This window comes from Streptomyces griseobrunneus (genome assembly GCF_046713465.1).
Classification (GTDB): Bacteria; Actinomycetota; Actinomycetes; order Streptomycetales; family Streptomycetaceae; genus Streptomyces; species Streptomyces microflavus.
Map to the genome: position 1 here is coordinate 688,438 of NZ_CP177080.1, position 26,812 is coordinate 715,249.

The window sequence follows — 26,812 nt, forward strand, 5'->3', positions numbered from 1 at the left end:
CCTGACACCGAGGCGACTGTGTGACCGGGTCGGCTCACGCCAGTCGGCTCAGCGCCGCCGACACCAGAGTCAGGACACCGGGAACGAGCACCGACGGGTCGGGGGCGAACACGGGGCTGTGGTTTCCCGGTACATCGCCGAACTTCTCGGCCAGCTCTGTCCCGGAGGCCGCCTCCCACACCGTGGACGGAGTCGACGTCACATACCAGAAGTCGTAGGGAACGCCCTCGGGTGCGAGGAGGGAGAAGTCCTCGCTGCCCATCGCCGGGCCGAAGTCGAACACCGTGGGTGCTCCGAACAGTTCGCGGTGCACGGTGGCGATCTCGTCGTCGAGGACGACGTCGTTGACGGTGTTCGGGTATCCGGAACGGACCGTGACCTCCGGCGGGGTCGGGCAGCCGGCGGTCCGGCACTCGCCCTCCACGATGCGGCGGACGGCTCCAAGGGCGCGGTCCCGCACATGCGTGTCCTGAGTGCGCAGGTTCAGGGAGAGCCGGGCCTCGGCGGGAATGATGTTGTGCTTCGTACCGGCATGGAACTGCCCCACCGTCAGGACCACCGAGTATGCCGCCGCGACCTCTCGGGACACCACGGTCTGCAGGCGCGTGACGATGTAGGCGGCCGTCACCACCGGGTCGGTCGTCGACTCGGGGCGGGAGCCGTGGCCTCCGACGCCGTGCACGACGACGTCGATGTCGTCGGAGGCCGACATGGTGAGGCCCGGGGTGTGCGGGTAGAACCCGGTGAGGCCGGGCGTGACGTGCTGGCCGAACACGACGTCGGGGAGGGGGAAGCGGGTGTGCAGCCCGTCGGCGACCATGGCCGCCGCCCCGCCGCCGGACTCCTCGGCGGGCTGCCCGACGACGACCAGCGTGCCCGACCAGGCGCCGCGGGCCGCGGCCAGCGTGTCGGCGGCTCCGGCGAGCCACGTGACGTGCATGTCATGGCCGCAGGCATGCATCACCCCGTCGACGGTGGAGGCGTACTCCAGCCCGGTGGCCTCCTGGACCGGCAGTGCGTCCATGTCTCCGCGCAGCCACACGGTCGGGCCGTCGCCGTTGGTGAGGACACCGACCACTCCGGTGCGGCCGACGCCTTCCGTCACGGCGTAGCCGGCCGTACGCAGCCGCGAGGCGAGCTTCGCGGCGGTGCGGTGCTCCTGGAAGGCGAGCTCCGGGTGGCGGTGGAGGTCCTGGTAGAAGCCCTCCAGGTCAGCGGGTTTCAGGCCGGTGGTGATCTCTTGTGTGAGGCGGGCGACGGCGGTCGGTTCGTTCATGCCGCTTCCTCTTTCTCTTCGCATGTCGGCACGCTCGCCAGGAGACGGCGCGTATAGGGGTGTCGCGGGGCTCGGTAGACGTCCCGCACCGGCCCCTGCTCCACTAGCTCGCCCTGACGCAGGACAGCGACCTCGTCGCTGACGTGACGGACGACAGCCAGGTCGTGGGAGATGAAGATCATCGTCAGGGACAGGGAACGCCTCAGTTCCTCCAGGAGGTTGAGCACCTCGGCCTGTACGGAGGCGTCCAGCGCCGAGGTGATCTCGTCGGCGATCAGCACTTCGGGTTCCACGGCGAGCGCGCGGGCCACCGCGATGCGCTGGCGCTGGCCGCCGGAGAACTCGTGCGGGTACCTGTGGGCCGCGGAGCCGTCCAGCGCGACGGTCTCCAGCCACTGTCCGACCGTCGCCGCGTGCTTCCTGGCGTCGGCCCGCAGGGGGTCGACGGCCTCGGCGATGGCCTCGCCGATCGTCATGCGCGGGTTGAGCGAGGCGTACGGGCCCTGGGAGACGAGCTGCACACGACGGCGCACCGCGGCGGGCGCACCGCGCCGGAGGCCGGTGAGATCCGCTCCGTCGAGGAGGATACGGCCCGCCCGCACCGGGTGGACGCCGACGATCGCCTTGGCGATCGTCGACTTTCCGGAGCCCGACTCGCCGACCAGGCCGAGGGTCTGCCCGACCCGAACCCCGGTGGACACGCCACGCAGCACGGTTCTCGCGCGACGGCCGTGACCGAAGGCGACGGTCAGCTCCTCGACGACCAGCTTGTGAGGGGATGCGGTCATGGGGCCGGCACCTCCTGGTGTACGGCATGGCAGGCCACGGCGTCGGTCAGGCGCGGCCGTTCGGTCGCGCAGACCACGTCGAGCGCCACGGGGCACCGGTCGGCGAAGGCGCAGCCCGACGGCCGGGCGGCGGGGGCCGGCGGACGGCCCGGGATCGTGGCGAGCGGTGCGCGTTCCCCGGTGCCGCTGTCCCGCAGCCGCGGGCTCGCGGCCAGCAGGGCCCGTGTGTACGGATGCCGGGCGCGGCCCGCCCGCAGGTCGGCCGCTGACAGTTCCTCGACGACACGTCCCGCGTACATCACCATGACCCGGTGGCATACCGTGCCGACGACACCGATGTCGTGGGAGATGAGGAGCACGCTCGTACCACGCAGGCGGTTGATGTCCTTCAGGACGTCGAGGACCTCGGCCTGGACGGTCACGTCGAGGGCGGTGGTCGGTTCGTCGGCGACGATCAGCCGCGGAGCGGACAGGAGGGCGGCGGCGATCATCGCGCGCTGCCGCATGCCGCCGGACAGCTCGTGCGGATACTGCTTCATGACCCGGGCGGGTTCCTCGATCCGTACCTGCTCCAGCGCCTCGACGGCCCGTCGGTCCGCCTCCGCCCCGGACACACCCTGGTGCACGCGGAGTGTTTCGGTGAGCTGACCGCTCATCCGCAGCGCGGGGTTGAAGGAGGACGACGGGTCCTGGAAGACGATGCCGATCTCGGTCGCCAGCCGCCTGGGGTCGGCATAGGGGGCGGCCAGGTCGAGGTCGTCCAGGCTCAGTTCCGCCGCGCGGGCGGACAGCCCCTCCGGCAGGAGCCGGGCCACGCTCATCGCCGTCAGCGACTTGCCGGAGCCGGACTCCCCCACCAGTCCGACGATTTCGCCGGGCATGACGTGGAAGGAGACGTCGTCGACGAGACGGGTGCCGTCCGGCAGGACGACAGCCAGGCCGTCCACCGTCACCAGGGCGTCGCCGGGGGCCCGGTGCGAGGGCGTGGCCGCGGCGGCGGAAGGTGTCGCCGCGGCTTTCGTCCCCCCTCCGCGAGGGTCGAGCGCTGCGGCGAGGCCGTCGCCGACGAAGCCCGCGAGAACTCCGGTGACGGTGATGGCCACCGCCGGGCCGATCGCCTCGGCGGGGTTGGTGTAGAGCGATTCCAGGCCCGAGTTGAGCAGCGCGCCCCAGTCGTAGTCCGGTGCCTGCACGCCGACCCCCAGGAAGGAGAGACCGGACAGGGCGACGAGCACGTTCGCGAAGGCCACCGACAGCAGCACCAGCAGCGGTCCGGAGATGTTCGGCAGGAGGTGCCGGACGAGCACGCGGTACGGCGGTACGCCCATCAGGCGCGCCTGTGTCACGAAGTCGCGCTGTGCCACGGAGGCCGCCATGTTCGCCGTGAGCCGGGCGAAGGCGGGGGCGCCGCCCAGGCCGATCGCGACGACGGAGGCGGTGGGCCCGGTCCCGAGGACCGTGGCGATCACCAGCGCCAGGATGAGCGCGGGGTAGGAGATCATCACGTCGATCAGGCGCAGGCCCAGCTCGCGGACGCGCCGTCCCGACACCCAGACGCCGGTGCCGAGCAGGATGCCGGTGACCGCGGCGATCGTGGTCGCGGCGAGGGTCATCAGCAAGGTGAGGCGGGTGGCGACCAGGGCCCGGGCCAGCACGTCGCGGCCGAGGGCGTCGGTGCCGAGCCAGTGTTCGGCACTCACGTGGGCGCGGGCGGCGCCGCTCAGCACGGTCGCCTCCTCCTCCAGGAGAAGGGGCGCGGCGATGCCGAGGAGCGTGATCAGTCCAAGGCCGGTGAGGGCTGCGACCAGGGGCGTGTTCCACCGTATGCGTCGCATCAGTGGCCTCCCTTTCCTGGCAGGGTGCGCGGGTCGAGCAGCGCGAGGACGACGTCGACGAGCAGGTTGAGCAGGGCGGCGAGCAGCCCCAGGATCAGGACACAGCCCTGGATGACGGGGTAGTCGCGGACGAGGAGCGCCTCGACGACGCGTTGACCGATGCCGGGCCACGCGAAGACGGACTCGACGACGACCGTGCCGCCGAGCAGCCCGGCGAGGATCAGCCCGCCGAGGGTCAGCGTGGCGGTCAGGAGATTGGGCAGGGCGTGACGGGCGTACAGGCGCAGGGGAGGCAGGCGACGGCCTCGCGCGGTGCGCATGTAGTCCTGGGCGAGGACGTGCCTGGCCTCGCTGCGCACGATGCGGGCCATGACGCAGGTGGCCGGCAGCACCAGAGCGGCGACCGGGAGCACCATCGAGGAGAGGGTCTCGGCGCCCGCCGCCGGGAGCCAGCCCAGCTTGATGGCGAAGCCGAGGACGAGGAGGGTGCCGATGATGTACTCGGGTGTGGAGCCGACCGTTCCGGTGACGAAGGTGAACGAACCGTCCGTGCGGCGACTGCCGCGTGCCGCGGCGGCGAGCCCGATCGGCACGGCGAGCACCAGCACCACCAGGACGGAGAGGAGCGCGATCTGCGCGGTGAACGGCAGGCGGCCGCCGATGATCTCGGCGACGGGCTCCTTCGTCTGGAAGGAGGTGCCCATGTCACCGCGGAGCAGTCCGCCCGCGTAGGTGCCGAACCGGGTGAGCAGCGGCTGGTCCAGGCCGAGGTCGTGGCGGACCCGCTCCACGTCGGCGGGCATGGCGTCGGCTCCGGCGACCACCCGCGCCGGGTCGCCGGGAATGAGCTGCACCATCAGGAACGTGCCGGTGACGAGCGTGACCGCGACAGCGGTGAGCCCGGCGAGACGCCGGACGACGAAGGTGCCCCAGGGGCCGAGCGGCGTCGAGCGCCCGGCCCTCGCGGTCGGCCTGTCGGCCGATGTCGCCGCCATCAGCCGGTGATCCGGAGTGTGGAGAGGGCCAGGGCCCCGCCCGGCGTCGCGAAGGAGACGCTCTTGCGGGCGACGTAGTGCACATCCACCGTGGCCAGCGGGATCACGTCGTTGGCCTCGAGCAGTGTCTCCTGGGCCTTCTGCCAGGCGGCGCACTTGGCATGAGGGTCCGTGGTGGAGGTGGCGGCGACGTAGTTCTTCGCGTAGGCCGCGTTGTTCACCGCGCCGTAGTTGAGGCCGCCCTTGGCCGGTTCGGGACCCAGGAAGTAGGTGCCGCCGCGCGCGAGGGCCCCGCTGATGAGCGGGAAGACGGTGGCGTCCCAGTCGCCCTGGTTGGCGGTGACGTCGGTGGCCCAGGTGGCGTTGTCGGCGTTGGTGAGCTTCACCTCGGCGCCGGCGGCGCGCAGGGCCTCGGCGATGTAGGAGTTGCCGGCGCCGCCGGCCACCGCGTTGGACCCCTCCAGCTTGATCGGGACGCCCTTCAGGACCTGTTTCGCCGCAGCCGTGTCGGTCCCGGTCAGCAGGGAGCCGTCGGTGGAGACGCACGCCGCCTTCTCGTCCACGTACGAGGTCAGCTTCTGCCCGGCGCCGCCGAAGACGTTGTTGTACGCTTCCGCGCTGACCGCCTGCGCGACCGCCTTGCGGACCTTCGGGTCGGCGCCCGGGCGTCCGGGGCGCTGGTTGAATCCGATGTAGTTGCGGATGAACGGTGCGGACTTGACCGTGAACGCGTCGTTGTCCGTGAACCGTGTGGCGTCCGTGCCGGTGATGGGAGCCAGGTCGAGGGCGCCGGTCTGCAGCTGGTTGGCGAGAGTCGACTCGTTCTTCGAGATCTGGATTCGCAGGCGGTCGGCCGGTTTCCCCGCGGGCGTCGACGCGAACCGCGGGAAGGCCTCGAAGCCCTTGCGCAGCCTCAACTCGTACGAGGCTCCGCGCCGCGCCGCCGCCATCTCGTAAGGGCCGGAGGCCGCGCCCTTGACGGCCCCCTGAGCGAGCGCGGCGGCGCCCGCGTCGAGGCCGGTGCCGCAGATGATCCCGGCGGCGGTGCCGGACAGGCCGGCGAGGACCTCACCCCACGGAGCGACGGTGGAGACGGTGACGGTGCCGGCCGCGTCGTCGCCGGTGATCGTGGTCTTCTCCCCGGCGTTCGCGGCGCCGAAGGTGAGCAGGGCGCCGGCCGAGGTCGCCCGGTAACGCTTCAGGGAGGCGACGACCTGCGAGGCGGTGAGAGCCGATCCGTCGGAGCAGGTCAGCCCCTTCTTCAGGGTCAGAGTCGTCTTCGTCGGCGTGGCCGTCCAGGTTTCGGCGAGGCCGGGGACGAATGTGCCGCCGTCGTCTTGGCCGATCAACGGCTGGTACAGCAGCGACGTGATGAGATAGTCGGTCGCGCCCGCGCCCTTCGCCGGGTCGAACGAGGTGACGTCGGAGGTGACACCGATCTTGACGGTGCCCCCGCTCGCGTCGCCGCCCGAGGAAGGGCCGCCGGCCGAACCGGTGGTGCAGGCGGAGGCCAGGAGGGACGTGGCGGCGGCCATGATGGCGCCGGAGAGGAACCGCGAACGGGGCATGGAGGACTCTCCAGGGCTGAGGACTGAGGGCGGGGCGATGCTGCGGTGTGTTGCGGCATACAGAACAGGCCACTTCCCGACCGGCCCCGCAATTGCAAGAATCCGCACCGGGAAGGTGATCACATGCATGGTTCCGCAGCGCCCGTCTCCCCGAAGACGAGCGACACCCCGTCCCGGGGAACACTCGATGAACTCGATCTCGCGCTCGTCAACGCCCTGCAGATGGCGCCCCGCGCCCCCTGGGCGCAGCTGGCCCGTCCGCTCGGCGTGGACGCGGCAACGCTCTCCCGACGCTGGTCCCGGCTGCGGGACTCCGGTGAGGCATGGATCACCTGTTACGCGGCTCCCTCCCAAGTCCCCTACGGCGCCCTCGCCCTGATAGAGGTGTCGTGCCTGCCACAGGCTCGGGAAGCTCTGGCCGGGCAGCTCGCCCGGCACCCGCAGGCGATGAGCGTGGAACTGGTGGCGGGATCGTGCGACCTGCTCCTGACCGTGGCCACGGCGACCATGCCGCTGATGAGCGGGTACGTTCTCGCCCTCGGGCGTATCGAGTCGGTGACCTCCACCCGCACCCACCTGGTGCAGCGCGTGCACCGGGACGCGAGCGAGTGGCGCATGGACTCCCTCTCCCGGGACCAGAGGCGCGACCTGACGGAGAGCGAGGACGGCGGCTCCCCCGCCGCCGCGGCCACGCTCACGCCGGAGGACCGCGTCCTGCTGCTCGCCCTCGCCGAGGACGGCCGCCGCTCGGTCTCCTCGATCGCCGCCGAACTGGGCCGCCCGGAGTCGACGGTGCGACGGCTGCTGCACTCACTCCTGCACGGCGGCCGAGCGGTGCTGCGCTGCGACGCCGCCCACCGGTACGCGGGCTGGCGCAGCTCGGCGACGCTCTGGATGTCCGTGCCGCCCGCCCAGCTCATGGCCGCGGGCGACGAGTTGAGCCGCCTGCGGAGCACGCGTATGGCGGCGTCGGTGTCCGCCGAGGCGAACCTGTTGAGCGTCGTGTGGCTGCATGCCCTGGACGACCTCGCTCGCTACGAGGTCCAGGCCGCCGCCAGGATCGCCTCCATGCGGGTGCTCAACCGGGCCGTGAACCTGCGCTGGATCAAGCGCATGGGCCGCCTGCTCGGTGACGACGGCCGCAGCACCGGCTGCGTCCCGGTCGACCCGTGGCACCCGGTCACCTGAGACGCTCCCCCACCCGAATCGACCCGTCCGTCCGCATCACTGCGCCCCGAGCCCGCGGCGTTTTCCGGCACACCAGTTCCAGTCCTGGCGGTTCCGTGCAATCCGCAGGCCGGGCGGGGCCGGTCCCCGAGGCTGGCACCACCGCCGGACGGCAGACCGGCCGGCCTCACCCTCCGAACGGGAAGGACGCACATGTCCGTCACACGCCCGCCGACGATGACCTCGTCCACCTCAGCGCCACCGATGCTCTCCAGCTCTTCGCCCGCCGTGAGCTGTCACCCGTCGAGCTGATGCGGGCCGTCGTCGAACGTGCGGAGAAGGTCGAACCGCGGATCAACGCCTTCACCGAGCGGCTCTTCGACAAGGCGCTGGAGCAGGCCCGGCACGCCGAGGACCGCTACCGGGGCAAGAACGGGCTGGCGCCCCGCCCGCTGGAGGGGATCCCGGTGGCCCATCCGGAGATCGAGGCCCAAACCCGCGCCGCCGCCCAGGCCCTCGCCGACGCCGGCGCGCACGTGGAGGAGGTCGCCCTCCCCTGGACCCGGCTCGACCTGCTGACCGCGGTCGCCGGCCACTTCTCGACCATCTTCGGCGCCCTCGTCGTCGAGGCCGCCGCATCCCATCGCGAGCTGCTCAGCCCGTATACGGTCGCCTTCGCCGACACCATGGCCTACGCCCGCAACCGCGTGAGCTACCTCGATTCCCTCCGCGCAGAACACCGGTTGCAACGAGGGCTAGCCACTACCATGGACGGATTCGACGCACTGATCTGCCCCACCACCGCCGTCCCCGGCTGGCACGCGGGCGACGACCTCGACGGCGACAAGGTCGTGGTGCACGGCGAGGAAGTGGCCGACACCCTGTGGAGCGCCATGACTCTGCCTTTCAACATCAACAACCGCTGCCCGGTCCTCAACGTCCCTTCCGGGATGTCGAGCTGGGGCATCCCCACCGGCCTCCAGATCGTCGGTCACCCCTACGACGACCCCGCCGTCTTCCGCGTCGGCCAGGCCCTGGAGGCCCTCCGTCCCTGGTCGTACGTACAGATCGACGACAGCCTGTCGTGACCGCAGCGGGGGGCGAGGCCGACCGCACCGGCCGTTCTCGTCGTCGAGGCAGCTCGGTCGACCGAGGTCACCACCGGCGCCCGTGCCGCCACACTCCTCCGAACCCCTCACCCGGCCTCCCAGGCGCCCGACGCCGCAGAACAGCCGACGACGGACGACCGCCACCGAGCGAGTGGTCCGGTACGCCTTCGCCCTCGCGGAGTGCTCGGTCGGCGACCGGCGCAACGGCCCCACGCTCATCAGCCCACCGTCGAAAGGCAGCTTCTGTGAACGCCCCTCAACCCGATGATCTGCTCTGGCCGGTGTACGACCAGCCGGGCGCCCTGACGACGGTCGAGTCCATCGCGCTAGAGGACCGCGGCCTGCCCGGTTCCACGTACGACGTCCTGGCACGCGCCGCCGCGTTGTGGCCCGACCGGCCGGCTCTCACCATGCTGCCCAGCGCGGAGCAGTGGACGCGTGGCGAGACCGTGTCCTTCGAGCAGCTGCGCGATCAAGTACACCGCATCGCCAACCTCTTCCACCGGCACGGCGTCTGCCGTACCACCGCCGTGGGCCTGCTGACCCCCAACGCCGGACTGCTGCCCGCCACCCTCCTGGCCGCCCAGCTCACGGGCTGCGCGGCCCCGGTCAACCCGGCACTCGCCGCCGAGCATGCCGAACGGCTGCTGGATCTGGGCGGGGCAAGGGTCCTGGTCGCGGCCGGACCTGAACTCGACGCCGACGCATGGCGGACGGCCCGCACCGCCGCGGCATCGCTCCGCTGCTCAGCGCTGTTCGCCCTGCGTCCCGTCGGCGCACCCGATGCCGCACCCGAACTGGAACGGGTCGAGGGGGTCCACGTCGCCTATCTGCACGTCGCGGCCGCCGCCCAGCAGGCAGAGCTCCATCCTGGCGTGGTGCCTCCGAAAGCCGGCGACCTGGCCGCGTACTTCCACACCGGCGGCACCACCGGCGCCCCCAAGCTGGCCGCGCACACCCACGCCAACGAGGTGACCGACGCCTGGATGATCGCGGCCAACAGCGAGTTGGACTCCGACTCCGTACTCTTCGCCGGACTGCCGCTGTTCCACGTCAACGCCCTGGTCGTCACCCTGCTGGCACCACTGTTGCGCGGTCAGCACACCGTGTGGGCCGGCCCCCTCGGCTACCGCGAACCAGCGCTGTTCGCGGTCATCTGGAAGATCGTCGAGCGCTTCCGGATCGCCACCATGTCCGCGGTCCCGACCGTCTACGCCCGCCTCGCCCAGGTGCCGCTCGATGCGGACATCACCTCGCTGCGCTTCGCGATCGTCGGCGCGTCCCCTCTGCCGCCGGCGGTACGTGCGGCGTTCGAGCACCACACCGGCGTTTCCCTCTGCCAGGGGTACGGACTCACCGAGGCCACCTGCGGCAGTGCTCGGAGCTTCCTGCACGAGCACCAGCGCCCGGAGGCCGCGGGCCAGCGCATGCCCTACCAGCAGGTTAAGACGGTACGGATCGACGGCGACGGGCACTGGCACGACCTCCCGCAGGGGGAGCCCGGCATTCTGGCCATCAGCGGTCCCACCGTCTTCTCCGGCTATGTCGTCGGCCACGACGACACCGGACCGCGGTTGGACCCCCTCGGCAGTATGCGCGACGGCTGGCTCAACACCGGCGACCTCGCGCGCGTGGATCCCGACGGATTCATCCACCTGATCGGCCGCGCGAAGGACCTGATCATCCGCGGCGGCCACAACATAGACCCCGCCGTCATCGAGGACGTCCTCCTCGCCCACCCGGCCGTCACCGGCGCAAGCGCCGTCGGACGCCCCGACCCCCACTCCGGCGAGGTCCCCGTCGCCTACGTCACCCTCAGGCCCGACACGACCGGCACGGGACCCGACGAGCTGATCGACTTCGCCGCACAGCACGTACCCGAGCGAGCCGCGGCCCCCAAGGACGTCATCGTTCTGTCGGCCCTGCCTCTGACAGTCATCGGCAAACCTTCCAAGGTCCCGCTGCGCCTCGACTCCACGCGGCGCGCGATCTCCACAGCCCTGGCCGCCCTCGGTGTCGATGTCGCCGACGAACAGATCCGATGTGAACTCGCAGACGGCCGCCCGATGGTATTCCTGCCTCCCGTCACCGACCCCGGTCGGCGCCGCCGGATCACCGCCCGACTCGCCCCGTACGGCGTGAACTGGGCGTTCACCCGTCCCATCAGTTCGTGAGCCCGACTTCCCGTCACGGCGGCCTCCCGTCACCGCGGCATCCCGCCGTGAACCGGCTTCAGCCGTACCTGACGGTTGGCATTGTCCTTATTAGTATCCACCAAACTCCGTTAAGACAACTGTCACGCTAACTGGTCACGCCCTCTACTCGATGTGTCATCGGAAAGACGTGGGCTTCCAAAAGCGGGGCTCGACAGTGAACCTGCTCGGGCAGCATCAGACCGACGCCTTGTGCTCATCCGCTCGGCGCCAGGCTTCTGCCCTGTCCACGCAGGCAGCCACTCAGCGTGGCCTAACTGATCGTTTCAGAATGGGGCCGACGGTCAGTCGTCGTCGAGCCGCTGAAGGACCTGCGTGAAGTCACCACAATCGAGCAGACCGGTCAGCACGTGCGTGATGTTGTCGATGCCTGCGTCTCGAACGATGAGGCCGTCGGAGCACCAGAAGTAGCGGCCGCTCAGGGACTCGCCGGTTCGGGAGTCCTTTTCCATGAGGCGCTCGACCTCAGCAAGAGTGAACACGGTCGCGCTCCAGCGTGACTCGTCCGCTGTCAGCCGGACCTCGACGTCGACGTTGCAGACGGCATCCAGAGGCTCGTCCGCGCTGGGCAGGAATGATGCCTGGAACCGATCTGTTCGGACGCGATACCAGGGAGCATCCCACCCCTGCTCAGCGGCTTCGGCCCCGTTGCTGGTCATGCGGGGAGTATGTCGAGCTGGCCCGGAGGGCTCAACCGGATTCTCTGGCAGGCTTCAGCATCGTGACCAAGAACCTTGTTCCCGACGAACTGGTGGGACCGGATAGCCCCGCTGCTGCCAGCACGACCCGCGCGCCGACATCGCCACCCCGGGCGGCTCCCCGTGCCGGACCGGGTCGCACTGGCCGGCATCATCTACGTTCTGCGCAAGGGCGTGGCCTGGCGTGACGTACCGAGCACCGTCGTGGGTTGCTCCGGTGTGACGGCCTGGCGCCGGTTGCGTGACTGGACCGAGGCCGGTGTCTGGCCGCGCCTACATGCCGCCCTGCTGGCCGAACTGCGCCGCGCTGACTCGCTGGACATGGACGACTGTGCCGTGGACGGCTCGCACATCCGGGCCCTCAAAGGGGGGACCGTCGGCCCCTCGCCCGTCGACCGTGCCCGTCCCGGCTCCAAGCACCACCTGATCGTCGACCGCAACGGAACCCCGCTTGCCATCACACTGACCGGCGGCAACCGCCATGACGTCACCCAGCTTCTGCCGCTACTCGACGCCATCCCCTCGATCCGGGGTCTGCGGGGACGCCCCCGCCGCAGGCCCCGGCGCCTGTATGCCGACCGGGGCTACGACTTCGACAAGTACCGCCGCCTGCTGTGGAAACGCGGCATCAAACCGCTGATCGCCCGCCGCGGCGCCGCCCATGGTTCCGGACTGGGCAAGGTCCGCTGGGTCGTTGAGCGCACATTCGCCTGGCTGCACCAGTTCAAACGACTCCGCATCCGCTACGAGCGACGCGCCGACCTCCACCAAGGTCTCCTCCAACTTGCCTGCAGCATCATCTGTCTCCGACGGCTTCGGGCGGCATTCTGAAACGACCTCTAAGCTTGTTCTTTAACCTCTGATGCTGTTGCTCAGGTGCGGGTTTCGAGTCCGGCCAGGAGGTAGGCGACGTCGAGTCCCGTACTGAGGTACTGCTCGAAGGTTTGATTGTTCAGGGCCCAGGGAGATCGACTCTGTCGAATGAGCTCGATGGCGGTCGCCGGGTCCTGGCCCAGCTCGATCAGGGTCTGTGCGACGACGAGGCCGGAGCGGTTGTAGCCGGAGTGGCAGCGCACGAGAACGGTGCGGTCATTCCGTACGGCCTCAGCTGCCGTGACGGCCAGCTGTTGAACCGAGTGGAGTTGCTCAGCCGTGAGTGGGCCGTCTGGGATCTCACTGATCAGATGGTCTACTCCGGGGTGCGGTCCGTGACCTGGTCGGGTGAACAAGCTTATGACCAGGTCGAATTCAGTACCGACAACGGCGGTCTGCGCCTCGCCGTCAGGGCTGGCCCAGAAGTGCCCGCCCTGCCATAGCCGCAGCCCGACTTCGTTCCACGGTGCCTGCGGCTCGGGGGCGCCTCGGTCCCTCTGACGTGTCTTCACGGACGCTCCTCTCCAGGTGGACCAACGACGCGGTCAGGCGGTCGCGTTCCCTGCTCGATGCGCTCTCGTCGTTTCTTGATCGTCAGATCACGCAGTTCGGTCTTGCCCACGTCGAAGCGCGGGGCCTTCTGCCGGTTGGTGGAGCCAAGCGGTCGGCCTGGGCCAGGTCTTCCAGGTTTCGGCGCACTGGCCGGGAGGAGCGACTTCGTGCGGATGTTCCTGAACCCTCGCCGGACTCGCGCCGGGGTGAGTCGTCCGGGTGAAGCGGGCTTCTCCCATGGCCGGCGGAGGTCCTCGGCGAGCGGTCGGGCGAGGCGGAGCTGGGTGTGGGCGATGATCACCAGCCATGTCCAGCGGTCACCCGCTTCAGGTGTGCGGATCTTCGGGCGGGTCCAGCCGAGGGTCTGCTTGAACAACCGGAAGGTGTGTTCGAGATCGAATCGGCGGAGGAATGCCTGCCAGCGTTGGTCGATGTCGTGGGCAGTGGCGCCGGTACGGGAGGACCACAGCCAGACTGACTTGGGGTCGCGGTCACCAGGGAGGTGGGCGACCTGCAGCCGGATCAGCGTCCCTTCGATCACGGGGAGGTCGCCGTCGTGGTCGATCCAGCAGGTCCGGTGGGTGAGGCGGGGGTGCAGACGGTCCCAGCTGCTGGCCTTGGCGGTGCCGTAGCGAGTGGTCTCGGTGGTCGTGGCGTGCTGAGGCTCGGGCCAGGTGACCGGCTTGTTCAGCGCAAACTCGGGGCCGTGCTTGGGAGGGCGGCCGTTGGTCCCTGGCATCCTGGGCGGCTTCGGTAGCCGCAGTACCCGGTCCGACCGGATCCGGCCGAGGAGTTCCACGGGCAGGTCGGCCAGGACGAAGGCGAGGCGGGTGACGTCGTAGCCGGCGTCCATCACTATGAGGATGTCCGGATCGTCGGCCTGCCAGTGCCCGGCGGCGATCAAGCGGTCGACGACGTCGCGGAGCTGGTCGGCGGTCACCGCGGTGGCGTCGTCCTGCGGGCCGAGACGGACCGCATCGAGCACCGCCGTCCACGAGGTGCGGCCGGACTCCGGCGCGGCCACGAAGGAGTACGGCCAGCCCGGGATGAACTGCGATGTGCTCTTCGCACGCCCGTAGACGTGGCAGAAGAGCCGCTCGGCGCTGGTCGGCGCGTCCGAGCGCAGCCACGGGCTGACGTCTACCGCGAGCACGATCCGTCCGTCGGCCGCTCTGGGAAGAGGCAGGCCGGACAACTCGGCGCGGAGTCGGCCCACCTCGATCCGGCCACGGTTCAACCCGTCGTAGAGCGCGCCGTGTCCGCGCCGGTGCTCAGACGTCAGCGTCAGGTCGACCAGAGTCTTCACCGGTCCGTCGGCGCAGAGCATGGCATCGGTCAGCTCGAACAGTGCGTCCGCCCGGGCAGTGAGGCATCCGTAGAAGCCCGCACGGAAATCGGACATCACGCTCAGTGCCCCGGCCCGGTCGGCACTCTCCAGCACACTCGTCCTCAGGTTGTCATCGTGCCTTGAGGCCGAAGCACATGATCACGCGGACGTCGTCCAGCTGTCCTGCGAACACGAAAACCCGTGGTCAGCCAAGGGGCCAACCACGGGCAGAGGTTAAAGAACAAGCTAAGAGCTGTCCCGTAACTGCGGTTGTGGACAGCCGTCAGGTGCTCAGGTTCCTCCATAGATGTCGCTCGTCCAGGGTCCCGAATCGCACGTCTCCGCGTTCAAGGTCGACGAGGATGGGCCAGCAGTCCAACAGCTGCTCCCTCGTATCACGCGAAGCGAGGTACTGCACAGAGTTGCAGGGCACGATCAGGAGCCCGTTGCTCTCACGGACCTGCTCTGCGTCGATGGCGAGAGGCGGCTCGTCATCGCGCTGGCTGTGTGCGAGAAACGCCACCGCGAGCTGCAGGGCCTCGTCTTGCTCCATCATCCGTCTCCCGTCCGTCGGCTCGAAGACGGCACCCTAACCGGTCTGGGATGATCTTGGTGTGGTTGGTGTGATCACGGCGTCGGAGCCGTCTTGGATAGCCCCGTTCACTGGGCTGAGCCCCCGTCTGTTCGAGAAGCTGGTGACGGTGCTGCGGCGCGAGGGTGCTGATGCGGTTCGCAAGGGCCGGCCGTGGAGCCTTCCTCTGGAGGACCGGGTACTGCTGGTCGCGGTCTACTGGCGCACGAACCTGACCATGCGCCAGCTCGCGCCGCTGTTCGGCGTGTCCAAGTCGGCAGCGGACCGCATCATCGACCACCTGGGGCCGATGCTCGCGCTCCAGCCCCGCAAGCGGTTCGCGAAGGACGCCGTGCTCATCGTGGACGGCACCCTGGTACCCACCCCGCGACCACACCGTGGCCGAGCAGTCGAAGAACTACCGGTACTCCACCAACCACCAGGTCGTCATCGATGCCGACACCCGCCTGATCGTCGTCGTGGGCCGGCCGCTCGCCGGAAACCGCAACGACTGCAAGGCATGGGAGGAATCCGGTGCCCAAGCCGCCGTCGGCAAGACCATGACCATCGCCGACGGCGGCTACCCGGGCACCGGACTCGTCATGCCGCACCGCCGCCGCAAGGGCGAAGAACTGGCCGACTGGAAGCAGGAGCACAACAAGTCCCACAAGCGGGTCCGGGCCCGCGTCGAGCACGTCTTCGCCCGCATGAAGACCTGGAAGATCCTCCGCGACTGCCGCCTCAAGGGCGACGGCGTCCACCACGCCATGCTCGGCATCGCACACCTGCACAACCTCGCCCTCGCCGGATAGAGCAGCGGGCCGTACGGCAGACCACCATGCCCGAGACGACCCGGAGATCATTTACGGGACAGCCCTTAGGCTGCGCCTCCGATGGACTGACGTCCTGCCACCACGTCCCGCCACAGCGGCGCTTCCTGGGGAGAATCTGGGGAGTGTCGACGGGCCTGGGGAGCGCATGGGGAGAATCGACCGTGTAACTCAGCACGATCCTGAAAGACGCTGAAAGACCCATCCGCGCAGATCAGGGTGGGTACAGCCGCATCGATGCAGGTCAGCGCCACCCGGTAGACAACTTCATGACGAAGTCCTCCTGCCGTCGCCGCAGCGACGAATCACCCCACCGGTACCGATGCGAGTGCGGCATTGCTGAGCCGCATCGCGTTTCATACAGACGGTGGAGGCAGCTGGGACAGCAGCAATCCGCCCCACCGACCCAGCTCTGCGGCGGCCCGAGATCAACCGCTCAGGCGTGTGACACTGCGAGGCCGATCGATGCAGTTTCTCCAACGGCGTTCTCACGAACTCGGCGACTCGCATCATGGTCCCGCACGCGGACGCGGTCCCGTCGCGAACCCGAAGCTGAGGGGTCCTGTTTGTCGACTGCCCACAATTCGCTGGATCGGCGTAGGCGCGGAGTCGATCGTCGCCCATCATACGCAAGGCAACAGACGCCACGACCCTGCTCCATGCACGGGACCTCCCTTTCGCGCGGAGCCTCGGCCGACTCACTCCTGGCGCGACGGCATGGCGCGGACCGCCATCAGATAGCTGACTTCTCGTCAGAATAGTCAGCATTGAGTCGGCATTCGTTCCACCAAACGTCGCCACCCGCTGCTCTACATGGCAGTCGCGCCCAAGATCCGCAGCACACGCCAAGGGCCAAGCGAGCAGCTGCGAGTCGTCCAGAAACGGAACTCGCCCGAAGCCAGCCACCCTGAGGCCAGTTCGGGCAATAACCCCAGCTCAGCGCACCCTTCCTCGCGCCTTCAGCGACACCGAAGGCAGCTCCGGGGCCGGAATCGGAGGGCCGGCGTAGCCCTTCACCTCACCGAAACGGGTGCCGTTCATCCAGTCATCGCGGGCCTGTGCGATGTCCTCTTGGGACCGTCCGATCCAGTTCCAGAACATCACGATCTCCTCCTCGAACGGCTCGCCGCCCAGGAGCATCAGGCCCGCGTCGGAGAGGGCGCGCAGGGGCAGTTCCGTGCGGCCGCAGCCGAGGTAGAGCATCGAGCCGGGCAGTACGGGTACGCCGTCGACCTCGGCCTCTCCCGACATCGACAGGACCGCGTACTCGAAGTCCGGGTCCAGCGGGAGGCGGGTCTCGGCGCCCCCGGTCAGGGCGAGATCGGCGCCGACGATCGGGGTGTAGGCGGTGCCGGGCGATGCCGCTCCGTCCAGTTCGCCCAGGATCACGGTGGCGGTCAGACCGGGGGCGGTCACGGCGGGGAGGTCCGTGTGGTGCTGGAAGTTCGGCTCCACATGGCGGTGCGCGTCGGGGAGGGCCACCCAGAGCTGGGCGCCGTGCAGAAGCCTGGCGTGCGGCTTCGGGCTCTCCTCGGAGTGGCTGATGGCACGGCCCGAGGTCATGAGGCCCAGTTCGCGGGGGCGCACCGTCTGCAGACTGCCCAGGCTGTCGCGGTGCAGGACCTCTCCGTCGTGGAGCCAGCTGACGGTCTGGAGCCCCATGTGCGGGTGGGGCGGCACCTGCATGCCGGGCTCGTCGGCGATGTCGTCCGGCCCGTAGTGGTCGACGAAGGCCCAGGCCCCGACCATGCGGCGGCCCAGGTTGGGCAGCAGACGGCGCACCTCGGTGGACTCGCCGAGCGGGACGCGGCGGGGGTTGAGGAGTTCACGGACCGGCTCGGCGACGACGAAGCCGCGTCCTCCGCAGACGGAGGGCGTGGCCTGGCGATCGAGATTGCTCATGACACTCAACCTATTCCCGTACGGGCGTGGAGCGCGGTCCCCACGCCAAAGTTTTAGTGGAATGTTCAACCATTATGCGGTGTTGTCATGGCTGAACGTACGGCGGGACGGGTCCCGGGGCCCCGCACCGAGAGGGTGGCCCGCCCGATGACGAGGAGGACACGTGAACGAGACCTACTACGAGTTCGGCACGGCCGCCGACCGGTGGGACCGGGCGCAGATGTTCTTCGAGGCCAAGGAGTACCTGACGGCTGCCCGGATCCTGGGCGGGCTCGTCGAGGAGGCGCCGGGGCAGGTCGCGACGCGGCTGCTGCTGGCCCGCTCCTACTACCACTCCGCCCGGCTCGGTCCGGCGGAGGAGGAGCTGCGGGCGGTCCTGGAGCTCGACCCGGTGGAGAGTTACGCGCGCCTCTTGCTGGGCCGGACCCTGGAGCGCCAGGGGCGGCAGGCCGAGGCGGCCACGCAGCTGCGGATGGCCGCCGCGCTCCAGGGCGACTTCGCGCCACGGGGCGGCGAACTCTGATCCGGCGCCGGGGCCGCACCGATCGGGTGCGGCCCTGTCCTCCTTTACCCGCCGGTACGAGCACCCGATAATGAGCTTTCCGGAACGAAGGGGTGGGGGGAATGCGCAGATCCAGGGACGCGGAGTTACACGGGGCGGGGGTGGCCTCGTCACGGAAGGCGCGGGTGGCCGCGCTGATCGCCTCGGCGGCGGTGGCCGTGTCCGGCTGCTCCGGGGGCGGCCAGGACGGAGCAGGGGGCGGGGACAGGCTCGTCGCCCGCGCACCGGGGGTGCACAGCTGGACCAGCAGCCCCTGCGTGCTGCTCGCGGGCGCGGCGCCCGCGGAAGGTTTCACCCTCGGCACCACCACCGATTCCGCCGACCCGGACGCCAGGGAGGACATCGGCGAGAACGGCGCCCGGCCCCGCTACCGGCAGACGGGCTGTCTGGCCGATGTCACGGGCCCGAACGGGGAGTTCTGGAAGCTCGGCACGACCGCCACCGTGTACGAGGAGGCCGAGCCCGCCCGCCGCGCCTACCTCACCAGGGAGAACCTGGACCGGGTGCACGGGCGCGGGCCGGAGCGGGTACACGAGGCCGCGTACGGGAAGCCGGACGACGACCAGGGCCGCCCCGGCCGCACGCTCCTCCTGTGGAACGGCGACCTGCTGCTCTCGGTGACCGCGTACGGCCCGTACGGAAGCAAGGAGCACGAGGTGCGCGACGACCTGCGAAGGCTCGCCCAGAACACGGCCCGTCTCATGGAGGACGGGCTGCGCGATCACGACGCCCCCTCCCCCGCACCGTCCTGACCGGCCCCCACCCCTGTGGCGCCGCTGACCGGCCCCGCCCCCGAACCGGCCGGCGACGCGTGCCGGAGCGGGCCGGGGCAGTCCGCGCTCAGTCCCCAGGGCGGGTGTTCGCCACCCGGTCGAGCCACTCCTTCATCAGCGCCGCCTCGGCGGTACTGAGCCCCGATCCCTGCGCCTCGCGCAGCAGGGCGCTCAACCGGGCCGCCGCCGAAGGGACTTCGGCCTCCTCCGGTGTGCTCGGACCCGCTTCGGGGGTGAGGATCGAGGCGTACACCGCGTCGCGCACCCGGCGGGACGTCTCGGCGTCGTCGAAGGTCGCGGGGCGGGCCACCAGCATCAGCGCCACCCCCACATTGGCCGACATGACCATCTGGGCGGCGAGCTCGGGCGCCACGCGGATCCGGCCCCGGGCGGCGGCCCGTTCCAGGTCCCGGGTCAGAATGCGGTGCGACTCCAGGGCCGCCGCGGGGGGCGTACGCATCGCCGGTGAGTTCATCAGGCGGTAGAGGTTCGGGTTGCGGACGGCGAATTCGACATGGGTGTCCCAGCCGCGGCGCAGGTCCGCCACGGGGTCCGTGCTCTCGTCGCGCTCCCGCTTCGTCGCGAGGTACCGCTCGAAGCCGTGGTCGACGACGGCCGACAGGAGGCCTTCCTTGTCCCCGAAGTGACGGTAGAGGGCCGGGGCGCCGACCTGGGCCGCCTCGCACACGGCGCGCGTGGAGATGTCGCCGTCGGGCGAGTTGCCGACCAGTTCGGCGGCCACGTGGAGAATGCGGGTCCGTGTGCTCGTACTACTCATCGGACGGACGCTATCAAGGCGGGACGCGGCGCTCAGACGATGCCGCCGTTGGCACGCAGCACCTGGCCGTTGACCCAGCGGGCGGGACCGGCGAGGAAGGAGACGACCTCGGCGATGTCCTGCGGGGTGCCCAGCCGCTCCAGCGGAGGCTGGGCGGCCATCCGTGCGACGGCCTCCTCGTCCTTGCCGTCCAGGAAGAGGGCGGTGGCGGTCGGCCCGGGGGCGACGGCGTTGACCGTGATGTCCCGCCCGCGCAGCTCGCGGGCGAGGATCAGGGTCATCGCCTCGACGGCCCCCTTGGTGGCGGCGTAGGCGGCGTAGCCGGGCAGGGCGAGCGACAGCACGGAGCTGGAGAAGTTGATGACGGCCCCGCCGGTGCGCACCCGCCTCGCGGCCTGCTGGTCGACGACGAAGGTGCCGCGGATGTTGGTGCGGTGCATTCGGTCGAGCACGTCGAGGTCGAGGTCGGCCAGCGGCGCGAGCGCCATCACACCTGCGGCGTGCACGACCACGTCGACACCGCCGTACGCCTCTTCCGCGGCGTCGAAGAGCGCGGCGACGGCGACCTCGTCGGCCACATCCGCACGGTGGGCGATCGCCTCGCCGCCGGCGGCGGTGATGGCGGCGACGGCCGCCTCCGCCTCGGTCCGGTTGCCCGCGTAGTTGACGACGACCGCGAGGCCGTCGGCGGCGAGCCGCTCGGCACTCTCCCGGCCGATGCCCCGGGATCCCCCGGTGACCACGGCGACGCGGCGGGGGGCGTCGGTGGTGGGCGCGGACGTGGATGCGGACTGTTCGGTCATGACGTTGCTCCTGGCGACAGGGGTCGCGGCGGTTCCGTGAAACCCGATGATATCAACGCTAACATCATTACCGTAACGACGCTACCGGTCTCGGCCGCAGGCCAGGTAGCACCGCTGCCTCGGCCCGAAAACCCGGAAACACCGGGAACACCGGAAACGCCAGAACCCGCCGGGTACACCCCGGCGGGTTCTGTACGGAGTGCGGGCGGTCAGCCCACCGGCGTCGCCACACGGGGCGCGTCGGCGCCGTTCGCGGAGAGCGGCAGCCGGTCGGCGAGGTAGCCGAAGACCAGGCCGAAGCCGGCCCAGAAGGTGGTCTGGACGGCGAGCGTGGAGAGCCGGAACTTCCAGAGCAGGCTGCCCGGGAAGTCCTTGCCGACCTCGTCGAACGAGGGCAGGAAGGCATAGGCGAGGCCGATCGCCAGGACGAACCCGGCGGCCGCCACGATCGTCGCGTTCCAGTTGCCCAGGCCCGGTGCGAGCCGCCTGCCGATGATCACGGCGGCGACCGCCAGCAGCAGGCTGAGGGCGACCATCAGGAAGAACAGGGTGGTGCGCTTCCCGATGGTGTCGGGGTTGCCGACGGCCGGCGGGTTCGCCGGGTACTTCAGGAACGGCACGATGTAGACGGTGAGCAGGGCCGCGCCCGCGATCAGTGCGGCCGTGGCCCGGGGGCCGAAGCTGCCGATGCGGCCCAGCGCGTAGCAGACCACGAGGGCGGCAATCCCGCCCGCCGCGACGCCGAAGACCAGGAGTGCGGTGGCCAGTCCGCCGGTGGCCTGCATGGTGCGGCTGACGAGTTCCTCGCCGCCACCGGCGCCGTGGTCGTGGCTCGCCGCCTCCTCCAGGGCGATGGCGGCGTCCACCTGGGACTCGCCGAGGAAGTACGCGACGGCGAGTGCCGGCGCGCCCGCGATCAGGCCCGCGAGCATGCCGCGCACGAGCAGAGCTCTGACAGATATGGAGTTCACGAGACGTTCCCTGTTTCCCTTGTTCCCAGTTTCCTTGCTTGCCGGATACCGCAAGGGGCTCAGTGGCAGGGGAAGCCGAGCAGGTGACGGCCGTCGTGGACCCATTCGTGAACGCCCTCGCCCGAGATGAGCGCGGTGGCGCCCTGTTCGGCGCCGACGAAGTAGAGCAGCACGAGCGCCAGGATGCCGACGAAGACAGCCCAGGGGGCTATGGCCTTCGCCGAGATCGGGGTGATCGCAGGTGCCCCCGTTGCGGGGGCGGCGGACTGCGCCATGGCGGAACCTCCTGTGGGAACACGCGTCCCTGTCGTGGTGCAACGGACGAAGGTGCCGGGTCTGACTTCCCGCACAGGTACGGGTTCACAGTGGCGCGACCGTGCCGGATTTGCACCGGACTTCCGTCACACCCTCGTCATGGTCGACGTGACCATACCGCCTGTACGCAGGTGCCGCCATGGTGCAATCTGCACATCTTCGGGGCCCGAATCGCCCGCCGGTCACGGGTGTTGAGGTCTCCACGGAACGACTTGAGGCAGGAACATGACAGTACGGGTGGTGTTGGTCTCACCGGCGATGAACGCGGCGCTGCGGGAGGCCCGCTTCGACGGCGATGCCCCGCTGGACCGGGCCGGGGAGCGGAGCGCGCGGGCGGCGGCCCCCGCCGTACCCGGGGCCGGCCTGATCCTGAGCGGCCCTTCCGAGCGGTGCCTGGGGACCGCCGCCGCGCTCGGTCTCGCCGCGGGCCCCGAACCGGCGCTCACCGGCTGGGACCTGGGACGGTGGAGCGGCCGCCGCCTCGACGAGGTGGGCGCCGCCGAACCCGCCGCGGTGGCCGCCTGGATCGGTGACCCCGCGGCGGCTCCGCACGGGGGCGAGTCTCTGCGGAACCTGGTGGAGCGGGTGGGCGGCTGGCTGGACGGGGCCGGCGCCGAGGGCGGGAGCGTCCTCGCGGTCGCCGAGCCCGCCGTCGTACGGGCGGCGGTCGTGCACGGTCTGTCGCTGCCGCCGGAGGCGTTCTGGCGGCTGGACGTCGCACCCCTGGTCCTCACGGAGCTCAGCGGGCGGTCGGGCCGGTGGAACGTCCGGCTGGGGCGGCCGCTCACCGTCCCTCAGGACTCCTGAAGCCACCCGGCTCCCGAACCCTCCCGCCCGTCCCGCCAGTCCGGCCGCAGCAGCACCGCCGTGGCGACGATGCCGTCCTCCACCCGCCACCGCCCGTCCAGCACCGGCGGCACGGCCGGATCGGTGCGCAGCAGGCGCGCGGTGAAGGTGCCGCTCGCCGCCGGGTCCCCCGCCCGGTCGTCGTCCTCCCGGTGGAAGGTCAGGTCCGCCTCGTCGAAGTCGAGCTCGGTGAGGGTGAGCGGGTACCAGGTCTTGAAGACGCTCTCCTTGGCGCTGAACAGCAGCCGGTCCCAGTGGACCCCGACCGCCTCCCCGGCCCGCGACACGGTGAACCGTCCGCGTTCGGAGGGGCGTACCACCAGCTCCCCCACGCCTTCGGGCAGCGGGGCGTGCGGTTCGGCGTCGACGCCCAGGGACAGCACGTCCGCCGCGCGCGCCAGCGCCGCCGCCCGGTATCCGTCGCAGTGCGTGAGGCTGCCGACGATCCCGTCGGGCCACAGGGGCATTCCGCGCTTGCCGTGGAGTACGGCGACGGGTTCCAGGCCGAGCCGGCCCATGGCCCGCCGCGCGCAGGCCCGCGCCGTCGCGAAGTCGTTCCTGCGTTTCGCCACGCTCCTGGCGACCAGTTCCTCCTCCTCGGGGAAGAGGGTCCCGTCCGGCACGGTCTCCTCGCGCGTCGCGGCGCAGGAGACGTCACCGGGCAGCAGCCGCTCGATCACAGGGAACCTCCGGAGGTGGCGGTGCCGGTACGGGCCGGGGCCGCGGACTCCGGCTCGTACGGGAGGATCTGGCGCAGCAGGCCGCGCGGGTGGCCCCTCTCGCGCCACTCCCTCGGGTAGCCGATCGAGACCTCCTCGAAGCGCACGCCGTCGTACCAGGTCGTACGGGGGATGTGGAGGTGTCCGTAGACGACGGCCGTGACGTTGAAGCGGCGGTGCCAGTCGGCGGTCAGTTCGGTGCCGCACCACTGGGCGAACTCCGGGTACCACATGACCGACGTGGGTTCCCGGACCAGCGGCCAGTGTCCGGCGAGGACGAGCGGGATCTCCGGGTCGTGCGCGGCGAGCCTGCGCGCGGTTTCGGCGACCCGGGCCCGGCACCAGTCGTCGCGGGTGGGGTACGGGTCGGGGTGGAGGAGGTACTCGTCGTTGCAGACGATGCCGGACTCGTGGGCAACGGCCAGCGACTCCTCCTTCGTGTGCGTCCCCGGGGCGCGGAAGGTGTAGTCGTACAGGAGGAACAGCGGCGCGATCGCCACCGGCCCCTCGGGACCGGGCCACAGCGGGAACGGGTCCTCGGGGGTGAGCACGCCGAGTTCGCGGCAGAGTTCGACGAGGTGTTCGTACCGGGCCTGCCCGCGCAGTCGGACCGGGTCCTTGTCCAGGGTCCACAGTTCGTGGTTGCCAGGCGTCCAGATCACCTTGGCGAAACGTTCCGCGAGGAGGGCGAGCGCCCAGCGTATGTCGTCGGGGCGCTCCGCCACGTCGCCCGCGACGATGAGCCAGTCCGCTTCGGAGGTGGGGTGGAGGGACTCCACGATGGGCCGGTTGTCGGTGACCGCCGCGTGGAGGTCGCTCACGGCCAGCAGCCGTCCGGCCCCCGGCGGGACGGAGGTGGCGCCGGGCGACGGCGCGGCTGAGGGGGCACTGGGCGGTGCAGGGTCGCTCGGAGCGGTCATGTGCGCGGGTTCCCCGTTCTTTCGGCCGTCGTGCGGCACCGTCCGCAGGGTGCGGAGCCGCCGAAAACAAAGCCTCTCATGAGCCTCCGACACCCGCCCCGGGGTTCGTGCAGGAGCCGGCTCGACGCTGGTGACGCCGGGTCAGCGGCCGTGCTGCGCACGGCGGGTGTTCAGTTCCTCCACGGCCCCGAGGGCGTCGCCGACGGTCGTGTAGTCGACGGCGACGAAGTTGACCGGGCTGCCGCGCTCGGCCTCGCAGGCCCGGGCCCGCTCCAGCAGCCAGTCGCGGGCGTTGATCCGGCCCGCGTCCAGCCGGCTGCCGCCGCCGTCGGTGACGAAGTGGTTGAGCAGGAAGAGGCGCTTGCCGGTGCCGCCCCGGTTCGGTTCGCAGCTCATCTCGGCGGGGCTGCGGAAGGCGAACGGGGTCTCCATCCCGTACCGGTAGAAGTTGCGGTACCAGGGCGCCGGGCCGTCCGCCCTCTCGGCGAACACCACCAGCCGCCGGCCGCTGTCGATCATCTCCTCCAGCATGGGCCACGGTTCGTCGGGGTCCTCGGACGGGGAGTGGAGCAGTTCGTCGAGTCCGGCCCGGCGGAACGCATCCTCGGTCTCCTCGGCGCCGATGTCGTCCTGGACGATCAGCGTCACGATCTCGGTGGGGTTGGCGCGGAGCCAGGCACCGATGTCCTCCAGGGCCGGGACGAGTTCGATCGCCCCGGCCCGGCAGACGCTGTGGCAGAGCCAGAGGCCCTCGCGGGGCGGATTGGCCTTGTCGATCGCGGCGGAGATCAGCCGGCGCTGCTCGGGCGTGAACTCGGGGTTGTCGAGCCGGGCGGCGATGTCCTGCGGGCTCTCCCAGTGGTACGTGTCCAGTTGGAGCGCCCGTACGCCGGTGTCGAGCTGGGCGGTGATGTCGGGGTCCTGGAGGGGGCCGATGAACCGGTCGGCGGTGGTGGACATGGCGTTGTGGGCGGTGAGGTGGGCGATCTCGTCGTACCGCAGCTCGCAGAGTTCGCTGCTGCCCTGGCAGCGGCGGGGCGCGGACGGGCCGAGTACGGGCGGGACGAGCAGGGCGCCCGCCAGCGCGGCACAGGTCACGCCCGCGGCCACACCCCGTACGGCGGTGGGCCTGGGCAGAGTCCGGGGGCGCACCAGGAAGGCCCAGCCGGTGGCGGTGAGGAGCGCCCCGCCGACGAGGGTGGTGAGGGCGGCGGTCAGTCCGGTGGCCACCGCCTGGTCCACCGCGTTGCGCTGGAGGTCCTCGACGAGGGCGGTGACGCTCGGCGGCCAGGAGGGCCGGGTGGCGAGGAACCGGCCCCCGGTGACCAGCCGGGTGAGCAGGACGGCGGCCGCCGCGAGGACGCCCCCGCAGGCGACCGCCTGCCCCAGCACCATCAGCCTCCGGGCAGAAGCGCCGGGGCCGGTGGACCAGAGGACGGCGAGGGAGGCCAGGGCGAGGGCGGTGGCGAGGATCTGGATCTGCGTCAGACGCTGTACCCGTTCGCGGGCCTGCTCCAGGGCTTCGAGGTCGTTGCCCGCGGCGGTGAGGGTCGCGGTGAGGTCCCACGTACCTCCCTGGAGCATGGTGCGCAGGTCGGCCGCCGCGGTCCGCGACCCGTCGGCGAGTGCGGCGGCCGCGGCCGTCGCCAGCGCCGTCGATACGTCTCCCCTCCCCAGGGCCACCTCCACCTCGGGGCGCAGGGCCGTCCGTTCCCGCTCGGGCACCAGGGTCAGCAGGGCGTCGGTGGCGCGGGCCGCCTGGTCGGCGGTGAGCGGCAGGGCGGGCAGCGTGGGGGCGCGGCCTTCCCTGAGGGCTTCGAGCGCGGTGGTGAGGTCGTCGGTGAAGCGGGCGAAGTCCGGTTCGTCCCGGCCCTGGAGGTTGGCCACCAGGTCGCCGAAGTAGATGCGGGCGAGGTCGGCCAGGTTCCGCAGCACCGGGTCGATGTCCACGGCCAGCCGCAGTTCGTCGGTGTCGCCGCGCAGGTAGTCGGTGAGCGCGTGGATCTGCTGGTCGGTGAGCGACCGGACCGTGGCCGGCGGCAGGACGACCTTGATGTTGGAGGTCACCAGCGCCTCGGGCACGGGCAGGTGGGCGAGGAGGTCGCGGGTGACGGGGGCGATCGCGGGGTCGACGAGCACCTCGCTGTAGAGCCGGTCGTAGGCCGACTCCTCGTCCAGGACGGACCGGTAGTAGCCCGGCGACAGGACGGTGGCGCGGACGGTCGAGGTCAGCGCGACCGTCATCACGGAGAGCGCGGCCAGGACGAACGCCACCACCCGCACCGCCCGGCGGGTCCGGCCCGGGGCGCGTGGTCCGGGCCCGGGCGGGAACGGGTTCTCCATCGGTGCGGCGCTCACTCACTCAGCCTATGCGGATTATCAGCTTTTATGCATGAATGATGGGATTCGTGCAGTGAGGAG

24 protein-coding genes and 1 pseudogene are annotated in these 26,812 nt (G+C 70.7%); 8 read left to right on the forward strand and 17 right to left on the reverse strand.

Going from position 1 to position 26,812, the window contains the following annotated elements:
* Positions 1-34: 34 nt before the first annotated feature.
* The 5 genes from ACK8N7_RS03305 to ACK8N7_RS03325 are packed head-to-tail and all read right to left on the reverse strand — an operon-like array spanning position 35 to position 6,462.
* On the reverse strand, positions 35-1,276 hold the full coding sequence (locus tag ACK8N7_RS03305; protein WP_500440822.1) for an amidohydrolase: 1,242 nt from the start codon (positions 1,274-1,276) through the stop codon (positions 35-37).
* Entirely contained in the window at positions 1,273-2,064 is a 792-nt protein-coding gene (locus ACK8N7_RS03310; protein WP_500440824.1) for an ABC transporter ATP-binding protein, read from the reverse strand. Before ACK8N7_RS03310 ends, ACK8N7_RS03305 begins: the two co-directional genes overlap by 4 nt.
* Positions 2,061-3,899, reverse strand: coding sequence for a dipeptide/oligopeptide/nickel ABC transporter permease/ATP-binding protein (locus ACK8N7_RS03315; protein WP_500440826.1), 1,839 nt, complete (start codon positions 3,897-3,899; stop codon positions 2,061-2,063). The genes ACK8N7_RS03310 and ACK8N7_RS03315 overlap by 4 nt, the downstream gene beginning before the upstream one ends.
* Entirely contained in the window at positions 3,899-4,894 is a 996-nt protein-coding gene (locus ACK8N7_RS03320) for an ABC transporter permease (protein ID WP_500440828.1), read from the reverse strand. The genes ACK8N7_RS03315 and ACK8N7_RS03320 overlap by 1 nt, the downstream gene beginning before the upstream one ends.
* On the reverse strand, positions 4,894-6,462 hold the full coding sequence (locus ACK8N7_RS03325) for an ABC transporter substrate-binding protein (RefSeq protein WP_500440829.1): 1,569 nt from the start codon (positions 6,460-6,462) through the stop codon (positions 4,894-4,896). The genes ACK8N7_RS03320 and ACK8N7_RS03325 overlap by 1 nt, the downstream gene beginning before the upstream one ends.
* A 123-nt stretch (positions 6,463-6,585) precedes the next feature.
* Here ACK8N7_RS03325 and ACK8N7_RS03330 point away from each other — a divergent pair, with 123 nt between their 5' ends.
* The 3 genes from ACK8N7_RS03330 (at position 6,586) to ACK8N7_RS03340 (ending at position 10,912) form a co-directional block, all read left to right on the forward strand.
* Positions 6,586-7,650, forward strand: coding sequence for an Lrp/AsnC family transcriptional regulator (locus ACK8N7_RS03330; RefSeq protein ID WP_500440831.1), 1,065 nt, complete (start codon positions 6,586-6,588; stop codon positions 7,648-7,650).
* A 95-nt stretch (positions 7,651-7,745) separates the two neighbouring features.
* Positions 7,746-8,717: an amidase family protein gene (locus ACK8N7_RS03335; RefSeq protein ID WP_403210936.1), complete on the forward strand. Its 972-nt coding sequence runs from the start codon at positions 7,746-7,748 to the stop codon at positions 8,715-8,717.
* A gap of 266 nt (positions 8,718-8,983) precedes the next feature.
* Positions 8,984-10,912, forward strand: a complete 1,929-nt coding sequence (locus ACK8N7_RS03340) for an acyl-CoA synthetase (protein ID WP_500440833.1) — start codon at positions 8,984-8,986, stop codon at positions 10,910-10,912.
* 323 nt (positions 10,913-11,235) lie between these two features.
* Here ACK8N7_RS03340 and ACK8N7_RS03345 read toward each other — a convergent pair whose 3' ends face one another.
* Positions 11,236-11,610 (reverse strand): hypothetical protein, encoded by a 375-nt coding sequence (locus ACK8N7_RS03345; protein WP_403210932.1) that lies wholly within the window; start codon positions 11,608-11,610, stop codon positions 11,236-11,238.
* 75 nt (positions 11,611-11,685) lie between these two features.
* On the opposite strand from ACK8N7_RS03345, the gene ACK8N7_RS03350 reads away from it, so the two are divergent.
* Entirely contained in the window at positions 11,686-12,480 is a 795-nt protein-coding gene (locus tag ACK8N7_RS03350; RefSeq protein WP_500440836.1) for an IS5 family transposase, read from the forward strand.
* A 41-nt stretch (positions 12,481-12,521) separates the two neighbouring features.
* Here the strand turns inward: ACK8N7_RS03350 and ACK8N7_RS03355 are convergent, their stop codons facing one another.
* The 3 genes from ACK8N7_RS03355 to ACK8N7_RS03365 all read right to left on the reverse strand — a co-directional run bounded on the left by ACK8N7_RS03355 (position 12,522) and on the right by ACK8N7_RS03365 (position 14,954).
* Positions 12,522-13,034, reverse strand: a complete 513-nt coding sequence (locus ACK8N7_RS03355; RefSeq protein WP_500440838.1) for a protein-tyrosine phosphatase family protein — start codon at positions 13,032-13,034, stop codon at positions 12,522-12,524.
* Positions 13,031-14,476, reverse strand: a complete 1,446-nt coding sequence (locus ACK8N7_RS03360) for an NF041680 family putative transposase (protein ID WP_500440840.1) — start codon at positions 14,474-14,476, stop codon at positions 13,031-13,033. Before ACK8N7_RS03360 ends, ACK8N7_RS03355 begins: the two co-directional genes overlap by 4 nt.
* 208 nt (positions 14,477-14,684) lie before the next feature.
* Positions 14,685-14,954 carry a YrhB domain-containing protein gene (locus ACK8N7_RS03365; protein WP_500440842.1) on the reverse strand — a complete coding sequence of 90 codons (270 nt, stop codon included), beginning with the start codon at positions 14,952-14,954 and terminating at the stop codon, positions 14,685-14,687.
* Between the two features lie 61 nt (positions 14,955-15,015).
* Here ACK8N7_RS03365 and ACK8N7_RS03370 point away from each other — a divergent pair.
* A pseudogene (locus ACK8N7_RS03370) lies at positions 15,016-15,784 on the forward strand (transposase).
* A 954-nt stretch (positions 15,785-16,738) separates the two neighbouring features.
* On the opposite strand, the gene ACK8N7_RS03375 reads toward ACK8N7_RS03370, so the two are convergent.
* Positions 16,739-17,704: a pirin family protein gene (locus ACK8N7_RS03375; RefSeq protein ID WP_500440844.1), complete on the reverse strand. Its 966-nt coding sequence runs from the start codon at positions 17,702-17,704 to the stop codon at positions 16,739-16,741.
* Between the two features lie 163 nt (positions 17,705-17,867).
* Here ACK8N7_RS03375 and ACK8N7_RS03380 point away from each other — a divergent pair, with 163 nt between their 5' ends.
* Both ACK8N7_RS03380 and ACK8N7_RS03385 read left to right on the forward strand, forming a co-directional pair.
* Positions 17,868-18,227 (forward strand): tetratricopeptide repeat protein, encoded by a 360-nt coding sequence (locus tag ACK8N7_RS03380; RefSeq protein WP_500440846.1) that lies wholly within the window; start codon positions 17,868-17,870, stop codon positions 18,225-18,227.
* A 101-nt stretch (positions 18,228-18,328) separates the two neighbouring features.
* Positions 18,329-19,018, forward strand: a complete 690-nt coding sequence (locus ACK8N7_RS03385) for a hypothetical protein (RefSeq protein WP_500440848.1) — start codon at positions 18,329-18,331, stop codon at positions 19,016-19,018.
* Between the two features lie 88 nt (positions 19,019-19,106).
* On the opposite strand, the gene ACK8N7_RS03390 is transcribed toward ACK8N7_RS03385, so the two are convergent.
* The 4 genes from ACK8N7_RS03390 to ACK8N7_RS03405 all read right to left on the reverse strand — a co-directional run bounded on the left by ACK8N7_RS03390 (position 19,107) and on the right by ACK8N7_RS03405 (position 21,866).
* Entirely contained in the window at positions 19,107-19,817 is a 711-nt protein-coding gene (locus tag ACK8N7_RS03390) for a TetR/AcrR family transcriptional regulator (protein ID WP_500440850.1), read from the reverse strand.
* Positions 19,818-19,849: 32 nt separating this feature from the next.
* Positions 19,850-20,620, reverse strand: coding sequence for an SDR family oxidoreductase (locus ACK8N7_RS03395; RefSeq protein WP_403210913.1), 771 nt, complete (start codon positions 20,618-20,620; stop codon positions 19,850-19,852).
* 209 nt (positions 20,621-20,829) lie between these two features.
* On the reverse strand, positions 20,830-21,591 hold the full coding sequence (locus ACK8N7_RS03400; protein WP_500440852.1) for a CbtA family protein: 762 nt from the start codon (positions 21,589-21,591) through the stop codon (positions 20,830-20,832).
* A 59-nt stretch (positions 21,592-21,650) separates the two neighbouring features.
* A complete protein-coding gene (locus ACK8N7_RS03405; protein ID WP_015612945.1) occupies positions 21,651-21,866 on the reverse strand; it encodes a CbtB domain-containing protein in 216 nt (71 codons plus the stop codon).
* Positions 21,867-22,131: 265 nt separating this feature from the next.
* Here ACK8N7_RS03405 and ACK8N7_RS03410 point away from each other — a divergent pair, with 265 nt between their 5' ends.
* Entirely contained in the window at positions 22,132-22,713 is a 582-nt protein-coding gene (locus ACK8N7_RS03410; RefSeq protein WP_500440855.1) for a histidine phosphatase family protein, read from the forward strand.
* On the opposite strand, the gene ACK8N7_RS03415 is transcribed toward ACK8N7_RS03410, so the two are convergent.
* The 3 genes from ACK8N7_RS03415 to ACK8N7_RS03425 form a co-directional block, all read right to left on the reverse strand.
* Positions 22,701-23,432: a 4'-phosphopantetheinyl transferase family protein gene (locus ACK8N7_RS03415; protein WP_403210907.1), complete on the reverse strand. Its 732-nt coding sequence runs from the start codon at positions 23,430-23,432 to the stop codon at positions 22,701-22,703. The genes ACK8N7_RS03410 and ACK8N7_RS03415 overlap by 13 nt on opposite strands.
* Complete coding sequence (locus tag ACK8N7_RS03420; protein WP_403210905.1) at positions 23,429-24,391, reverse strand: metallophosphoesterase family protein; 963 nt, start codon at positions 24,389-24,391, stop codon at positions 23,429-23,431. Before ACK8N7_RS03420 ends, ACK8N7_RS03415 begins: the two co-directional genes overlap by 4 nt.
* A gap of 141 nt (positions 24,392-24,532) precedes the next feature.
* Positions 24,533-26,749 carry a PI-PLC domain-containing protein gene (locus ACK8N7_RS03425; protein ID WP_500440858.1) on the reverse strand — a complete coding sequence of 739 codons (2,217 nt, stop codon included), beginning with the start codon at positions 26,747-26,749 and terminating at the stop codon, positions 24,533-24,535.
* Positions 26,750-26,812: the final 63 nt, after the last annotated feature.

Excerpts from the sequence above, each read along its gene's own strand:
- ACK8N7_RS03305 (WP_500440822.1), bottom strand. The coding sequence starts at position 1,276 with ATGAACGAACCGACCGCCGTCGCCCGCCTCACACAAGAGATCACCACC.
- ACK8N7_RS03310 (WP_500440824.1), bottom strand. The coding sequence starts at position 2,064 with ATGACCGCATCCCCTCACAAGCTGGTCGTCGAGGAGCTGACCGTCGCC.
- ACK8N7_RS03315 (WP_500440826.1), bottom strand. The coding sequence starts at position 3,899 with ATGCGACGCATACGGTGGAACACGCCCCTGGTCGCAGCCCTCACCGGC.
- ACK8N7_RS03320 (WP_500440828.1), bottom strand. The coding sequence starts at position 4,894 with ATGGCGGCGACATCGGCCGACAGGCCGACCGCGAGGGCCGGGCGCTCG.
- ACK8N7_RS03325 (WP_500440829.1), bottom strand. The coding sequence starts at position 6,462 with ATGCCCCGTTCGCGGTTCCTCTCCGGCGCCATCATGGCCGCCGCCACG.
- ACK8N7_RS03330 (WP_500440831.1), top strand. The coding sequence starts at position 6,586 with ATGCATGGTTCCGCAGCGCCCGTCTCCCCGAAGACGAGCGACACCCCG.
- ACK8N7_RS03345 (WP_403210932.1), bottom strand. The coding sequence starts at position 11,610 with ATGACCAGCAACGGGGCCGAAGCCGCTGAGCAGGGGTGGGATGCTCCC.
- ACK8N7_RS03360 (WP_500440840.1), bottom strand. The coding sequence starts at position 14,476 with ATGTCCGATTTCCGTGCGGGCTTCTACGGATGCCTCACTGCCCGGGCG.
- ACK8N7_RS03365 (WP_500440842.1), bottom strand. The coding sequence starts at position 14,954 with ATGGAGCAAGACGAGGCCCTGCAGCTCGCGGTGGCGTTTCTCGCACAC.
- ACK8N7_RS03375 (WP_500440844.1), bottom strand. The coding sequence starts at position 17,704 with ATGAGCAATCTCGATCGCCAGGCCACGCCCTCCGTCTGCGGAGGACGC.
- ACK8N7_RS03385 (WP_500440848.1), top strand. The coding sequence starts at position 18,329 with ATGCGCAGATCCAGGGACGCGGAGTTACACGGGGCGGGGGTGGCCTCG.
- ACK8N7_RS03390 (WP_500440850.1), bottom strand. The coding sequence starts at position 19,817 with ATGAGTAGTACGAGCACACGGACCCGCATTCTCCACGTGGCCGCCGAA.
- ACK8N7_RS03395 (WP_403210913.1), bottom strand. The coding sequence starts at position 20,620 with ATGACCGAACAGTCCGCATCCACGTCCGCGCCCACCACCGACGCCCCC.
- ACK8N7_RS03405 (WP_015612945.1), bottom strand. The coding sequence starts at position 21,866 with ATGGCGCAGTCCGCCGCCCCCGCAACGGGGGCACCTGCGATCACCCCG.
- ACK8N7_RS03410 (WP_500440855.1), top strand. The coding sequence starts at position 22,132 with ATGACAGTACGGGTGGTGTTGGTCTCACCGGCGATGAACGCGGCGCTG.
- ACK8N7_RS03420 (WP_403210905.1), bottom strand. The coding sequence starts at position 24,391 with ATGACCGCTCCGAGCGACCCTGCACCGCCCAGTGCCCCCTCAGCCGCG.